Source organism: Microbulbifer weihaiensis (assembly GCF_048323715.1).
Lineage (GTDB): Bacteria > Pseudomonadota > Gammaproteobacteria > Pseudomonadales > Cellvibrionaceae > Microbulbifer.
This window is the reverse complement of sequence record NZ_JBLWFL010000004.1, coordinates 327,042-340,976: the sequence shown is the minus strand read 5'-3', so window position 1 is coordinate 340,976 and position 13,935 is coordinate 327,042. Positions and strand designations below refer to the sequence as shown.

10 protein-coding genes are annotated in these 13,935 nt (G+C 59.3%); 4 read left to right on the top strand and 6 right to left on the bottom strand.

From position 1 onward, the window contains the following. Window positions 1-16: 16 nt before the first annotated feature. The 3 genes from ACNKU7_RS06115 to ACNKU7_RS06105 form a co-directional block, all read right to left on the bottom strand. The gene (locus ACNKU7_RS06115; RefSeq protein WP_418296082.1) at window positions 17-2,953 is read right to left on the bottom strand and encodes a ribonucleoside-diphosphate reductase subunit alpha; all 2,937 of its coding nucleotides are present in this window, start codon (window positions 2,951-2,953) and stop codon (window positions 17-19) included. Window positions 2,954-3,797: 844 nt separating this feature from the next. Further along, window positions 3,798-4,712 carry an ornithine carbamoyltransferase gene (gene argF, locus ACNKU7_RS06110; RefSeq protein ID WP_418296081.1) on the bottom strand — a complete coding sequence of 305 codons (915 nt, stop codon included), beginning with the start codon at window positions 4,710-4,712 and terminating at the stop codon, window positions 3,798-3,800. An 18-nt stretch (window positions 4,713-4,730) separates the two neighbouring features. Then, complete coding sequence (locus ACNKU7_RS06105) at window positions 4,731-5,918, bottom strand: aspartate aminotransferase family protein (RefSeq protein ID WP_418296080.1); 1,188 nt, start codon at window positions 5,916-5,918, stop codon at window positions 4,731-4,733. A gap of 236 nt (window positions 5,919-6,154) precedes the next feature. On the opposite strand from ACNKU7_RS06105, the gene grxD reads away from it, so the two are divergent. Further along, window positions 6,155-6,487, top strand: a complete 333-nt coding sequence (gene grxD / locus ACNKU7_RS06100) for a Grx4 family monothiol glutaredoxin (RefSeq protein WP_418296079.1) — start codon at window positions 6,155-6,157, stop codon at window positions 6,485-6,487. A 99-nt stretch (window positions 6,488-6,586) separates the two neighbouring features. On the opposite strand, the gene bfr is transcribed toward grxD, so the two are convergent. From bfr to ACNKU7_RS06085, 3 genes are all read right to left on the bottom strand, one after another. Then, window positions 6,587-7,069 (bottom strand): bacterioferritin, encoded by a 483-nt coding sequence (bfr, locus tag ACNKU7_RS06095; protein WP_418296078.1) that lies wholly within the window; start codon window positions 7,067-7,069, stop codon window positions 6,587-6,589. Window positions 7,070-7,369: 300 nt separating this feature from the next. Further along, window positions 7,370-8,689 carry a DUF2254 domain-containing protein gene (locus ACNKU7_RS06090; RefSeq protein ID WP_418296077.1) on the bottom strand — a complete coding sequence of 440 codons (1,320 nt, stop codon included), beginning with the start codon at window positions 8,687-8,689 and terminating at the stop codon, window positions 7,370-7,372. Window positions 8,690-8,873: 184 nt separating this feature from the next. Further along, window positions 8,874-9,086 (bottom strand): bacterioferritin-associated ferredoxin, encoded by a 213-nt coding sequence (locus ACNKU7_RS06085; protein ID WP_105101504.1) that lies wholly within the window; start codon window positions 9,084-9,086, stop codon window positions 8,874-8,876. A 338-nt stretch (window positions 9,087-9,424) separates the two neighbouring features. On the opposite strand from ACNKU7_RS06085, the gene ACNKU7_RS06080 reads away from it, so the two are divergent. The 3 genes from ACNKU7_RS06080 (at window position 9,425) to htpG (ending at window position 13,720) form a co-directional block, all read left to right on the top strand. After that, entirely contained in the window at window positions 9,425-10,027 is a 603-nt protein-coding gene (locus ACNKU7_RS06080; RefSeq protein ID WP_418296076.1) for a peroxiredoxin, read from the top strand. A gap of 372 nt (window positions 10,028-10,399) precedes the next feature. Then, entirely contained in the window at window positions 10,400-11,575 is a 1,176-nt protein-coding gene (locus tag ACNKU7_RS06075; protein ID WP_418296075.1) for a serine hydrolase domain-containing protein, read from the top strand. 228 nt (window positions 11,576-11,803) lie between these two features. Continuing rightward, a complete protein-coding gene (gene htpG / locus ACNKU7_RS06070; protein ID WP_418296074.1) occupies window positions 11,804-13,720 on the top strand; it encodes a molecular chaperone HtpG in 1,917 nt (638 codons plus the stop codon). Window positions 13,721-13,935: the final 215 nt, after the last annotated feature.

Here is a 13,935-nt window from a genome sequence, read left to right as displayed (position 1 = left end):
CCGCGGGGTGCCAGTGTTACTGGCAGGCTTCGCAGTCCGGGTCGTCCAGGGAGCAGGCCTTGGGCACTGCAGCTGGTGCGGGCTCGGCCTGCGGGGCCGGTGCGGCGCTCGCTGCCGGGGCGCCGCCGGCGCTTACGGCGTTCAGGGTGCCGGTGGTCACGGTGGATTTTTCCGTGGAGGTGGCAGCCAGTGCGCGCAAGTAGTAGGTGGTCTTCAGACCGCGGTACCACGCCATGCGGTAGGTCAGGTCCAGCTTCTTGCCGTTGGCGCCGGCGATGTACAGGTTCAGGGACTGGGCCTGGTCGATCCACTTCTGGCGACGGCTGGCGGCGTCCACGATCCAGCGCGGCTCCACTTCAAACGCGGTGGCGTACTTGGCTTTCAGGTCGGCCGGGATGCGGTCGATCTTCTGCACGGAACCCTCGTAGTACTTGAGGTCGTTGACCATCACCTTGTCCCACAGGCCGCGGGCTTTCAGGTCGTGTACCAGGTAGGGGTTCACTACGGTGAATTCACCAGACAGGTTCGATTTCACGTACAGGTTCTGGTACGTGGGCTCGATGGACTGGGATACGCCGGTAATGTTGGCGATGGTCGCGGTCGGGGCGATCGCCATCACGTTGGAGTTGCGCATGCCCTGGCTGGCGACTTTCTCGCGTACTACGGTCCAGTCCATGGTGGAGCTGGTGTCCTGGTCGATGAACTGCTCGCCGCGGTTCTTGGCCAGGATCTCGATGGAGTCGATCGGCAGGATGCCCTGGCTCCACAGCGAACCTTCGTAGCTGGAGTAGCTGCCGCGCTCGGCCGCCAGGTCGCTGGAGGCGGAGATGGCGTAGTAGCTGATCGCTTCCATGGTGGTGTCGGCGAAGGCTACGGCTTCATCGCTGGAGTAGGAGATGCCAGCCTTGTACAGCGCGTCCTGGAAGCCCATCAGGCCCAGGCCCACCGGACGGTGACGCATATTGGACTGACGCGCGGATTCCACGGCGTAGTAGTTGATGTCGATCACGTTATCCAGCATGCGCACGGCGGTGTTCACGGTGCGGGCCAGTTTTTCCTGGTCGAGCTTGCCGTCTTCGCCGATGTGCTGGGACAGGTTTACGGAGCCCAGGTTACATACCGCGATTTCGTCGTTCGCCTTGGTGTTCAGGGTGATCTCGGTGCACAGGTTGGAGCTGTGTACCACACCGGCGTGCTGCTGCGGGCTGCGCAGGTTACAGGCGTCCTTGAAGGTGATCCAGGGGTGGCCGGTTTCAAACAGCATGCCCAGCATCTTGCGCCACAGGTCGAGCGCGCGCACTTTTTTGTGCAGCTTCAGCTTGCCTTCGGCGGCCAGTTTTTCGTAGTGGGTGAAACGCTCTTCAAACGCATCGCCGAACAGGTCGTGCAGATCCGGGCAGTCTGCCGGGGAGAAGAGGGTCCACTCCTTGTCTTCGAACACGCGCTTCATGAACAGGTCCGGCACCCAGTTGGCGGTGTTCATGTCGTGGGTACGGCGACGGTCGTCACCGGTGTTCTTGCGCAGCTCGAGGAATTCCTCGATGTCCAGGTGCCAGGTTTCCAGGTACGCACACACGGCGCCCTTGCGCTTGCCGCCCTGGTTTACTGCCACTGCGGTGTCGTTGGCCACTTTCAGGAAGGGCACAACGCCCTGGGACTTGCCGTTGGTGCCCTTGATGTAGGAACCCAGCGAACGCACCGGCGTCCAGTCGTTACCCAGGCCGCCAGCCCACTTGGACAGCATGGCGTTGTCCTGGATGGCGCCGTAGATGCCGTGCAGGTCGTCCGGCACGGTGGTCAGGTAGCAGGAGGACAGCTGCGGGCGCAGGGTACCGGCGTTGAACAGGGTCGGGGTGGAGCTCATGTAGTCGAAGGAGCTCAGCAGGTTGTAGAACTCGACCGCGCGCTCATTCGGGTTTTCTTCGTTGATGGCGAGGCCCATGGCAACGCGCATGAAGAAAATCTGCGGCAGTTCAAAACGGATTTCGTCGGAGTGCAGGAAGTAGCGGTCGTACAGGGTCTGCAGGCCGAGGTAGGTGAACTGGTGATCGCACTCTGGCTTGATGGCATCGCCCAGCATGTCGAGGTCGAAGTTGGCCAGGGCCGGGTCGAGCAGTTCCAGCTCGATACCGCGCTTCACGTAAGCGGCCAGGGCCGGCTTGTACAGGGTTTTCATTTCCTGCTGGGTGGCGGACTCGGCCACGTCGAGGAAGCGCAGGGCTTCAGCGCGCAGTTTGTCCAGCAGCAGGAATGCGGTGGCGTAGGTGTAGTTGGGCTCCTGCTCAACCAGGGTACGCGCAGTGATCACCAGTGCGGTGTTGATGTCGGTTTCGGAAACGCCGTCGTACAGGTTCTTCAGCGCTTCGGCCAGGATCAGCTCGCCGTCGACGTCGGTCAGGCCTTCGCAGGCTTCGCGAACGATGGTGCGCAGGCGCTCCATGTCCAGCGGTACCAGGCTGCCGTCTTCCATTTTTACACGGATGCTCGGGTGCTCGCCGGTGGTCTGTGCGGCGGCGGCTTTCTCTTTTTCTTTCTCGGCGCGCAGGCGGGCGTGCTCTTCACGGTAGAGAACGTAGTCGCGGGCGATCTTGTGTTCGCCGGCGCGCATCAGTTCCAGTTCGACCTGGTCCTGGATCTCTTCAATGTGGATGGTGCCACCGGAGGGCATACGGCGCTTGAAGGTGGCGCTGATGTGGGACACCAGGTCGGCCACGCGCTCGTGGATGCGGCTGGAGGCCGCAGCGGTGCCGCCTTCAACGGCGAGGAATGCTTTGGTAACGGCTACGGAGATTTTGCTGTCGTCGTAAGGAACCACAGTACCGTTGCGCTTGATCACGCGGACCTGACCGGGGGCAGTAGCAGCCAGGGTGGTGTTGCTGCTGGCCTGGTCTGCCGCCGAATCCTTGGTGGTGCCGTTTGGCACAGACTGGGAGCGCCCTGTCTCTGTGTGCATGAAAATCTCCGTAGTTTTCTGTCTGGTCGAGATCGACTTGTCTTTGGTTTTGTAATTTGGCTTGTGGCCTGAATTTTTTTCATGCGAGGCAATGCAGCCCTGGCACAAGCAACGGCGGCGGAGCCGTGGCTTCGCCTGGGTAACGCTTGTGGGGTACATCTGCTTGGTGCTTCGCTTGAGTCTGCGAGCGGCTCCGTGCCTGTCGGTAAACCTTCCCTGTGCTGTGCACAAGTGTGAGTAGGTGCCGTGGGGACCGGTTACCACAATATCTTGTGGTTCACTGCTCGGGGGAGACCGCGGGTTTTCTAGGCTAGCTTAGTCCTGAAACCCAATATGTTGGGGTGCGGCTCCGGACGACCAACAAGATAATGCGGTTGGGGGGGTAATTCAAGGCGGATAACTGTGGGGTTAGCTGTGGATAATTTGTGGGTAGGCGTTGCGCCTGAGCCATTTTCCCGTCGCTAAAGCCCGTGATTACTGGTGGGGGATAAAAAGTAACCAGTGGATAGTGCTGTGCGCAGATTTTAAGAATATTTTTTAATAGTAATCAGGTCTCAAATTAAGCCCGGCAATAACAATTTCAGGTCGCTCAATGACTGATCAATCTGGTACCTCTGGCGTAGTCATAAAGGACTAAGTCTGGCGCAGATGATCGAAAAACAACCTGTGGGCAGGTTGGCGTCATGTTCGCTGTGCGCGGATGCCGGTGATGATTTTCGCGGCGTATGCCGCCGTGCATTTGGCGTCTGCGGCGCGGCGTTTGCGGTACCTGTATATAAATAGAGCGCCCTGTATAAGGGCGCTCCCGGAAGCCGGCACCGGGGCGCCGGCGCCGCTAGACCTTTTAGTGGCCGTTTTCGAGCAGGAACTCCATCAGTGCCTTCTGGGCGTGCAGCCGGTTCTCGGCTTCGTCCCACACTACGGAGATCTTGTCGTCTTCCAGCAGTTCGCCGCTCACTTCCTCGCCCCGGTGCGCCGGCAGGCAGTGCATGAAGACGGCATCGCTGTTGGCGTGGCTCATCAGCTCGTGATCCACCAGGAAGCCTTCGAACGCTTTCATGCGGATCTGCTGCTCGGTCTCCTGGCCCATGGACGCCCACACATCGGTGGCTACCCAGTCGGCACCGCGCACGGCATCCTGCGGCTTGCGCACGATCTTCACGCGGTCCCTGGCGGTCGCGACGATGCTCTCGTCGGGGTCGTAGCCCTCCGGGCAGGCAATGCGCAGTTCGAAGTCGTACTGCAGGGCGGCATTGATGTAGGAGTGGCACATGTTGTTGCCGTCACCCACCCAGGCCACCACTTTGCCTTCCGGGCTGCCGCGGTGTTCTACATAGGTCTGCAGGTCCGCCAGCAGCTGGCACGGGTGGTAACTGTCCGACAGGGCATTGATCACCGGTACCTGGCTGTACTCGGCAAAGCGCTCGAGCACGTTGTGGCCGAAGGTGCGGATCATCACCATATCGACCATGCGCGAGATCACCCGCGCGCTGTCTTCGATCGGCTCGCCGCGGCCCAGCTGGGTATCGCGGGGCGACAGGAACAGGGCGCTGCCGCCCATCTGCGCCATGCCGGCCTCAAACGAAACCCGGGTGCGGGTAGAGGATTTCTCGAAGATCATCCCCAGCACCTTGTTGCGGAAGGGCTCGGTGGCGATGCCCTGTTTGCGCAGGGCCTTGAGTTCGATGGCGCGCTCGATAATGCCGCGCAGCTCGTCCCGGCTCAGGTCGAGGAGGGTAAGAAAGTGTCTGACTGCCATGGGTTATTCCTCCGTAAATCAGGCGGCCTGTTGGGCAAAGTCGCGCACCAGCGCGGCCACGGTTGTGGCGAGTTGGCTGCACTCCGCATCGCTCAGGGTCAGCGGCGGCAGCAAGCGCACTACATTGCCTGCAGTGACATTAATCAGCAAGCCCCGGGCGCGGGCCTGTTCTACCAGTTCGGCACAGGGGCGATCCAGTTCGATGCCGACCAGCAGGCCGAGGCCGCGGATGTCGGTGACGTGGGCGCAGTTGGCCAGTTCACTTTGCAGTTGATCCAGCAGCTGCACGCCCAGTTGCGCCGCGCGCTCGATCAGTGATTCGCGCTCCAGGGTTTCCAGTACCGCAGAGCCGGCGCGGCAGGCCAGGGGGTTGCCGCCAAAGGTAGAGCCGTGGCTGCCGGCGGTGAACAGTTCCGCCGCTTTGCCGCGGGCCAGGCAGGCGCCGATGGGGACGCCGTTACCCAGGCCCTTGGCGGTGGTGACCACGTCGGGGAGCAGGCCGTCCACATGCTGGTAGGCGAACAGTTTGCCACTGCGGCCGTTGGCGGTCTGGATTTCATCCAGCATCAGCAGCCAGTCCTGCTGGTCGCAGAGCGCGCGCAGGCGCGGCAGGTAATCGGCATCGGGGACACGGATACCGCCTTCACCCTGCACCGGCTCCAGCATGACAGCGACGATTTCACTGTGTTCGGCGGCGAGCTTTTCGATCGCGGCCACATCGTTGTAGGGCACCCGCACGAAGCCTTCGGGCAGCGGCGCAAAACCCTGCTGGACTTTGGCATTGCCGGTGGCGGTGAGGGTGGCCAGGGTGCGACCGTGGAACGCGCCTTCGGTCACGATAATTTTGGGGCAGGCGTAGCCGCGCTCGTTGCCGAGCTTGCGCGCCAGCTTTATCGCGGCCTCATTGGCTTCGGCTCCGGAATTGGAAAAGAACACATTGTCCATGCCCGACAGCCCAACCAGTTTTTCCGCCAGCTGTTCCTGGGGCGGAATGTTGTACAGGTTGGAAACGTGCAGCAGGGTCTGCGCCTGATCCTGAATCGCTTCGGTGACCGCTGGATGACAGTGGCCGAGGCCGCACACGGCGATACCGGAGATCGCGTCGAGATATCGTCGGCCTGCGTCGTCCCACACGTAGTTGCCTTCGCCCCGAACCAGGGTCAGGGTTCTGTTGCCATAATTCTGCATCAGTGCGGGTGTGGCCACTTGCTATCTCCTCTATAGGTGGGCCAAGGAAAGGAGTAAACCGCAGAAAATACGTCTCAGGTGACGCTTGACCGCAATTTCCCCGGGAAGCCGGCAATACTAGCACAGAAGTGGTGCGACACTAGCGGGACGTGCGCGGACTCGTGAATCGGGTACAATGCGCGCTTTCCCGTGACTGAGCGGCGCAGGCACAGGCCCCGCGCCGGAAACTTTCCAACCCGAGGTTAGCTTCCAATATGGATACTCTGGAGAACATCAAGCAGCAGATCGCTGATAACGACATTCTGCTCTATATGAAAGGCAGCCCCAACGCGCCCCAGTGTGGATTTTCCATGCGCGCGTCCCAGGCGCTGATGGCCTGCGGCCAGCGCTTTGCCTACGTCGACATTCTGGCTAACCCGGATATCCGTGCGGAGCTTCCCAAGTACGCCAACTGGCCGACCTTCCCGCAGCTGTGGGTGAAGGGCGAGCTGATCGGTGGCTGTGACATCATCATGGAAATGTATGAAAACGGCGAGCTGAAGACCCTGATCGACGAAGCGGCCGGCAGCGCTGCCGAAGGCGAATAATCCGTCTCAGGCTGAAATAAAAAAACCGCGGCAATAGCCGCGGTTTTTTTATGCCTGGAATTTGCAGGAGCCGGCAAGCAGTCCCTGCATAAACCGAGGTTATTCCTCGGAGGCTTTTTCCATCTGCGTCTGCAGGTAGTTCTGCAGGCCGACCTTGTCGATCAGGCTCAGCTGGGTTTCCAGCCAGTCTACGTGCTCTTCTTCCGAGTCGAGGATTTTCTGCAGCAGCTCGCGGCTGCCGTAATCGCGCACGGATTCGCAGTAGGCAATGCCGTCACGCAGATCCGGAATGGCGCGTTGCTCCAGCTTCAGGTCGCACTTGAGCATTTCCTCGGTGTTTTCACCGATCAGCAGTTTGCCCAGGTGCTGCAGGTTGGGGATGCCTTCCAGAAACAGGATGCGCTCGATGAGCCAGTCGGCGTGTTTCATTTCGTCGATGGACTCGTGGTATTCCTTGTCGGCCAATTCTTTCAGGCCCCAGTCTTTGAACATGCGCGAGTGCAGGAAGTACTGGTTGATGGCAATGAGCTCGTTGCCCAGTGCCTTGTTCAGATGTTCGATGACCTTGGGATCGCCTTTCATTGCTTTCTCCTTTCGCCCTGGAGGGACATTTTATTAATTACTGAATTCGGGTTGCGCGCCGGGCGTCTCGAAAAAACTCTCGCGAATTTCAGACGTCCCTTTTTATATCCCTAATTGTAGGGTCGCAGCAGATTGGCGAGGTGAGTTTGCGGCGCTGGAAATCGCAAGTCAAGCAAGGATTCTCGGGAAATGTGCGGGCAAAAAGCACGAAAATTAACGGGAAAGAAGCCGAAAAATGCAATGAGAACAATTGCTGTTTAGATTGTTTCGGGTTTGCGTTTGCGGGTTGCGGTTAAAGCTTTAAATAAGTCGGTTGCGCACCGCGGTGATCCTTCGCTGGATGGCGGCGGTATCGTACTTGTCATTAATCAGGTTTTCGCAGTCTTCCGCCAGGCGATCGAGGCTGTGTTTCAGTGCGCGCTTGTCCTCGTCGCGGGTGCAGATGTCAGCGAGATCCTTGAGTGCATTCAGCAAATGCAGCATCACCACGGCACTCTGGCTGCCGTACTCGCGAATTTCATCCAGCGCGGCGGCGAGTACGTCGGCAAAATCCAATTCGCTGGTGACCAGTCGCAGTTGCTGTTCGTCATCGTGGAAACAGTTGGGGAGGGGCGGGCGTTGCAGCACAACGCCGATGCCATCGATCAGCCGGTCGATACACGCATAGGCGGTGTAGGGATCGTTCACGCCGGGGGACAGGGCGCGCACCGCAATTTGTGCCAGCTGGCGGATCGAGAAAATGATGTCCTGTTCCGCGGTGGGCTGTGAACCGATCGTGACCGCGTCGCGGATGGCCGCGCCAATTTCCTCGGTATCCTGGTCGCGAGGTGGATCGAATATGCGCGCCATGCAGCTCCAGTGATTGAGGTAGGTGCCCGGATGGCATTCCAGCCGCACGCGGCAGCGGTTTTCTGTCGCCCAGTGCAGCAGCTTTTCGCGGTCGATCAACTGGACGTAGCCGCCGCACCTGGTCGCCACACGCAGGCAATCGTCCCCGAGGTTGAGCTCGCGCTCGGGGATGCGCAGGTTGCGTGGGTCGCGGCTTTCTTCGTTGGGGTAGATCAGTTCGAGGGCGTGGCGGAATTCCCGGTTGATATGGAAGGTGATGTTGTCCACCTGAATGGATTGCGCCACGTTGTGAATGAAGTAGATCAGGTAGGCGATGCAGAACAGGGCGAGCAGGATGGCAGCGCTCACCGCGAGGCTCTGGCTTTTGGCGTTGTTGTTTCCCGCATCGATGCCGCGCATGACCATCAGTGCGTAAACAAAGGTAGCGAGAAATATCCCCAGGGAAATCTGTGTGCCGCGGTCGCGAATAAAGTTGCGTACCAGGTGGGGGCCGAACTGGTTGGCGGCGAGGGTGAGGGCGACCGTGGTGATGGAAAACACTGTGCCGGCGACGGTAATCGTGCTGCCGGCAATGGTGGAGAGGAGTGACCGCGCGCTGTCGTGGTCGCGCAGTTCCAGCCAGCGGAACCCGGGCAGGTGATCGATTTGCAGTCGCTGATCCAGGGTCAGCAAGGCGAGTGCCAGCAGTATCGCGGCACCCATCATCACAGCCGGTATCAGCCAGAAGCTGGCGCGCAGGCGTTCCGTCAGGTGCAGCAGCTGCTGTTTCATGGGTTCTTCAAGGTGCTCGGGCGCGACATCGGGACGGAGTTATTGATGGACGCCATTAAAGATAGAACAGTGGCGGCGACTTGCTAGCGGGGGCTTGCTAATGGGGGTGATCAGGGGGAAGGCAGGGAAGGGCGCGATGCAGGTGCCGGGGGAAAGGTTGGCACCTGCAGGGAATCTGATCCGGTCAGGAGGCGGAGTAAAACAGTGCGCTGTTGGCCGTAGCCATCACGCCACCGGCCATGGTCTCGTCGATGATCTCCTGGGTCAGTTCGGCACAGCGGCCACACTGGGAGGAGACGCCGAGATGACGGCGCAGAGCTTTAACTGATGTAGAACCGTCGTAAACGGCTTCTTTGATCTGGCTGTCGGTAATGCCTTTACAGATACAAACGTACATCGCTGATTGCCCTGACACAAAATTAATCGAATTGGTAACGTGGGGTGGATCTTATTGGTAATGAGAATGAGTGTCAATAAGTTTCATTGACTGGTTAGTTATTAGTCTAGCGGGCTCCCGCAGGGGCGGAGGGGAAAAGCCTGACCGGCAGGTTTTGTGAGGGAGGTATCGGCGATGGCGTCTGCTATTGCCTTTATATAAAAAATTAATGGGACTGCTATGGGGCGCTGTGTATCATAGCCGGCCACTATCGATCTTTAATAAATTTATAGCCATCGGTTATAAATTGATCAATCCAACTCTAACAGCAAGTTCAATATCTCATTGAGGAGGTTCTCATGGCTGTATTGGTAGGCAAGCCCGCTCCGGACTTTACTGCTGCGGCTGTACTGGGCAGCGGCGAAATCGTTGATTCCTACAACCTGGCTGACGCCATCAAAGGCAAGAAAGCGGTTATCTTCTTCTACCCGCTGGACTTCACCTTCGTATGTCCTTCCGAGCTGATCGCCTTCGATCACCGCTTCGAAGAGTTCAAGAAGCGTGGCGTTGAGGTAATCGGTGTTTCCATCGACTCCCAGTTCTCCCACAACGCATGGCGTAACACCGCGATCAACGATGGCGGCATCGGCCCGGTCAAGTACACCCTGGTTGCTGACGTTAAGCACGAAATCTGCCAGGCCTACGACGTTGAGTCCGAAGGCGGTGTTGCTTTCCGTGGTTCCTTCCTGATCGACGAAGAAGGTGTTGTACGTCACCAGGTTGTTAACGATCTGCCGCTGGGCCGTAACGTTGACGAAATGCTGCGCATGGTTGACGCGCTGGCGTTCCACCAGGAGCACGGTGAAGTTTGCCCGGCTGGCTGGCAGGAAGGTGACAAAGGCATGAACGCTTCTCCGGAAGGCGTTGCTGCTTACCTGAGCGAGAACTCCGACAAGCTGTAAGCCTGTCGCGAATTCGGGTCGCACGGCGTGCCGTGTGACCTTCGCCTAAAAAACCGCCGAGAGGCGGTTTTTTTGTGCCAAAAAGTGCTGGGTCAGGGCGATTTGTGCACGGGGTTCACTCGAAAGTGCGCATTTGTTCCGGTTTTATTACAATGCCGCCGCGCACGGTAAAAATTTCCGTTTCTCTGAATTTTTGCCGGGGCTGCTAGTCTTAATACAGGTTTCAACAAGCGCTGCCGCGGCAGTCTGTAGTACGGCACAATGGAAATTAGCAAAGCAATTCAAAGCTCACCGGTACGCGCTCATTCGGGTGCCCGCCGGTCTTTGAGTCAGCGACTGGCTCATTCCTTCGCATGCGGCTTGGCGCTTTTTGTGATTGCCGGTGCTGCGACTGCGTGGGCGGACGGTGGCCGTGCAGACAAGAGTGTCCGTGAGGCGGGCAAGACGGTTGCCAAGAGCGTTGAAGTCAGCGCGAAGGAGTTCGACCGCTATTTTCGCCAGCTGCTGAAACAGCAGGATATCCCCGGTGCGGCCTATGTGATCGTCGACCGGGATCAGGTGGTTGCCATGAACACCTATGGTGTTCGCATGCAGGGTAAGAAGGAGCCGGTGACCACCCACACGGTGTTCCGTTTGGCCTCGGTTTCCAAGACGTTTGCCGCGAGCGCTGCCACAGTACTCGAGCACGAGCAGAAGTTCAGCTGGGCAGACAAGGTGGTGCGCTATGTGCCTGAACTCAGCTTCAAGACCCCCGCGCTTTCCATGCAATTGCAGGTACAGCACCTGCTCAGCCACTCCTCGGGGCTGACCCCGAACGCCTACGACAACTATCTGGAAGACAACCGGCCGGTGTCGAAGATCCTGCCGATGTTTTCTTCCATTGATCCCCACTGCAAGCCGGGCAAGTGCTATGGCTACCAGAACGTGCTGTTCAGCCTGATCGAAGAGGTGATCCAGAAGGCGACCGGCGTGCCCTACAGCCGCCAGCTGAAAGACCGCTTCTTTACCCCGCTGGCGATGGACGATGCTTCCCTCGGGTGGGAAAGCTTTATGGCGGCCAGCAACCGCGCGGCGCCGCATGTGCAGACTGGCCGCGGCTGGCGCCCGGTCAAGGTGGAAAAGGAATACTACCTGGCGGCTCCCGCTGCCGGGGTCAATGCCAGCATCAGCGATATGGCGCAGTGGCTGAAGGCGCAGATGGGGGCTTACCCGGAAGTGCTGTCGCCGGAGGTCATCCGCGATATGACCACCGAACGGGTCGAGACCCAGCGCCACATGCGCCACCGGATCTGGCGGGATTATATCGACCACGCCGGTTACGGCCTGGGCTGGCGGCTCTACTCGGTGGGGGATGACCGGATCATTTTCCACGGCGGCTGGGTGGCCGGGTTCCGCGCCGCGGTGGCCTACTCGGAGAAGCGCAAGGTTGGCATTGTCATCCTGATGAATGCGGAGTCCCGGGTGATTTCGGATCTCACCGCGAACTTTATCGCCGACATCATCGGCAAGGGTGCCCTGGTTCAGGCAATGGCGGCGGCCAAGAAGTAGCCGTCGCCCGGGCGGCACCGGCTTGGATAGCCTGCCGCCACCCGTTCTTCCTCTCTCCTGAGCCCTGACCGGCCCAGTGCAATCTTTCCCCGTAATCTCCCCGCCGCTGCTGATATCGGTGCTGTTGTTCGCCAATTTCTCGCCAAAATGCGTCCATCGCTTGAATTGCTTTCAGCAGGCCCAATATTGGCTGACTGATCGATGTTTTAAGTAGGGGAGAACTGATCCATGACTGTTGAGGCGCATAAAGAAAGCCACGGGTTCCAGACAGAGGCCAAGCAGCTGCTGCACCTGATGATCCACTCGCTGTACTCCAACAAGGAGATCTTCCTACGCGAGCTGGTTTCCAACGCATCCGACGCTGCAGACAAGTTGCGTTTCGAGGCGCTGTCCAAGCCCGAGCTGCTGGCGGAAGACCCGGACCTGCGTATCCGCATCGAGTTTGATAAAGATGCCGGTACCCTCAGCATCACCGATAACGGTATTGGCATGAGCCGCGATGAGGTGATCGAGAACCTGGGCACCATCGCCCGTTCCGGCACCGCGAACTTCATGCAGAACCTCACCGGGGACCAGAAAAAGGACGCGCACCTGATCGGCCAGTTCGGGGTTGGTTTCTACTCCGCGTTTATCATTGCCGACAAAGTGGACGTGTTCACCCGCCGCGCCGGTGCCGACGCCAGCCAGGGTGTGCACTGGGAGTGCAGCGGTGAAGCGGAGTACTCCGTGGAAAACATCGAGTGGCCGACCCGCGGTACCCGCGTCGTGCTGCACCTGAAAGACGATGCCAAAGAATATGCCGATGGCTGGCGCCTGCGCTCCATCATCAAGAAGTACTCCGACCACATCGCCATTCCGGTGGAGATGCTGAAGGAAGAAATGCCCTCGGCCGTAGAGGGTGAAGACCAGGCCGACAAGGCGCCGGAATTTGAAGCGGTAAACGCCGCCCAGGCACTGTGGACCCGCCCGCGCTCCGAAGTGAAATCCGAGGAGTACAAGGAGTTCTACAAGCACATTTCCCACGATTTCGACGATCCGCTTACCTGGAGCCACAACAAGGTGGAAGGCAAGCTGGATTACACCAGCCTGTTGTACATTCCCGCCCGCGCGCCGTTTGACCTGTATCAGCGCGACGCCGCCCGCGGCCTGAAGCTGTACGTACAGCGCACCTTCATCATGGATGACGCCGAGCAGTTCCTGCCGCTGTACCTGCGTTTCGTGAAGGGCGTGCTCGACTCCAACGACCTGCCGCTGAACGTGTCCCGCGAGATCCTGCAGAAGGACCAGAACACCGATGCGATCAAGAGCGCGCTGACCAAGCGTGTGCTGGATATGCTCGACAAGCTGGCGAAAAAGGATGGCGACGAGTACCAGAAGTTCTGGAACCTGTTCGGTTCTGTCATGAAAGAGGGGCCGGCGGAAGATTTCGCCAACCGGGAAAAAGTGGCCAAGCTGCTGCGCTTCTCCACCACCCACACCGACACCGACAAGCAGGATCAGTCCCTGGAAGACTACGTAGCCCGCATGAAGGACGGCCAGAAGCACATCTACTACGTGTGCGCTGACAACTTCGCCACGGCCAAGTCTTCCCCGTACCTGGAAGTGTTCCGCAAGAAGGGTATCGAGGTGCTGCTGCTCACCGACCAGGTGGACGAGTGGTTCGTTGGCCACATGCAGGACTTTGACGGCAAGCAGTTCCAGGATGTAGCCAAGGGTGCGCTGGATCTGGGCGATGCCGAGAATGAAGATGACAAGGCCGAGCGCGAAAAGGTCGAGAAAGAGGCTGGTGCCCTGGTCGAGCGCGTCAAGGAAGTGTTGAGCGAGCGCGTGGAAGATGTGCGCGCAACCACCCGCCTGGTGGATTCCCCTGCGTGTCTGGTGGCCAGCGACAACGATATGGGCATGCAGATGCGCCGTATCCTGGAGCAGGCCGGCCAGAAGCTGCCGGAGTCCAAGCCGATCTTTGAACTGAACCCAAGCCACCCGCTGGTACAGCGTCTGGACCAGGAACAGGATGAAGACCGTTTTGCGGACCTGACCAACATCCTGATGGATCAGGCCAATCTGGCGGCCGGCAATCAGCTGGCGGATCCGGCGGACTATGTGCGCCGTCTCAACACCCTGCTGCTGGAACTGAACCGCTAAGCGGGCAGTTATGCCTGTCGGGCCCCGGTATTTCCGGGGCCCGCATCACCCTCCCTCGCGGCTGGATCCCGGCCGATATATCGTTCCCGTTGAATTGAAAGCCCGTTTTTTGCCGCGTGAATCGCGCTGTCTGCACTATAGTTTGTTGGTTCTTTATTGCGCGATTTGGTGGTTATTTCACGGTATTTGTCGGTGATCTTGGCAAAAACCATGAA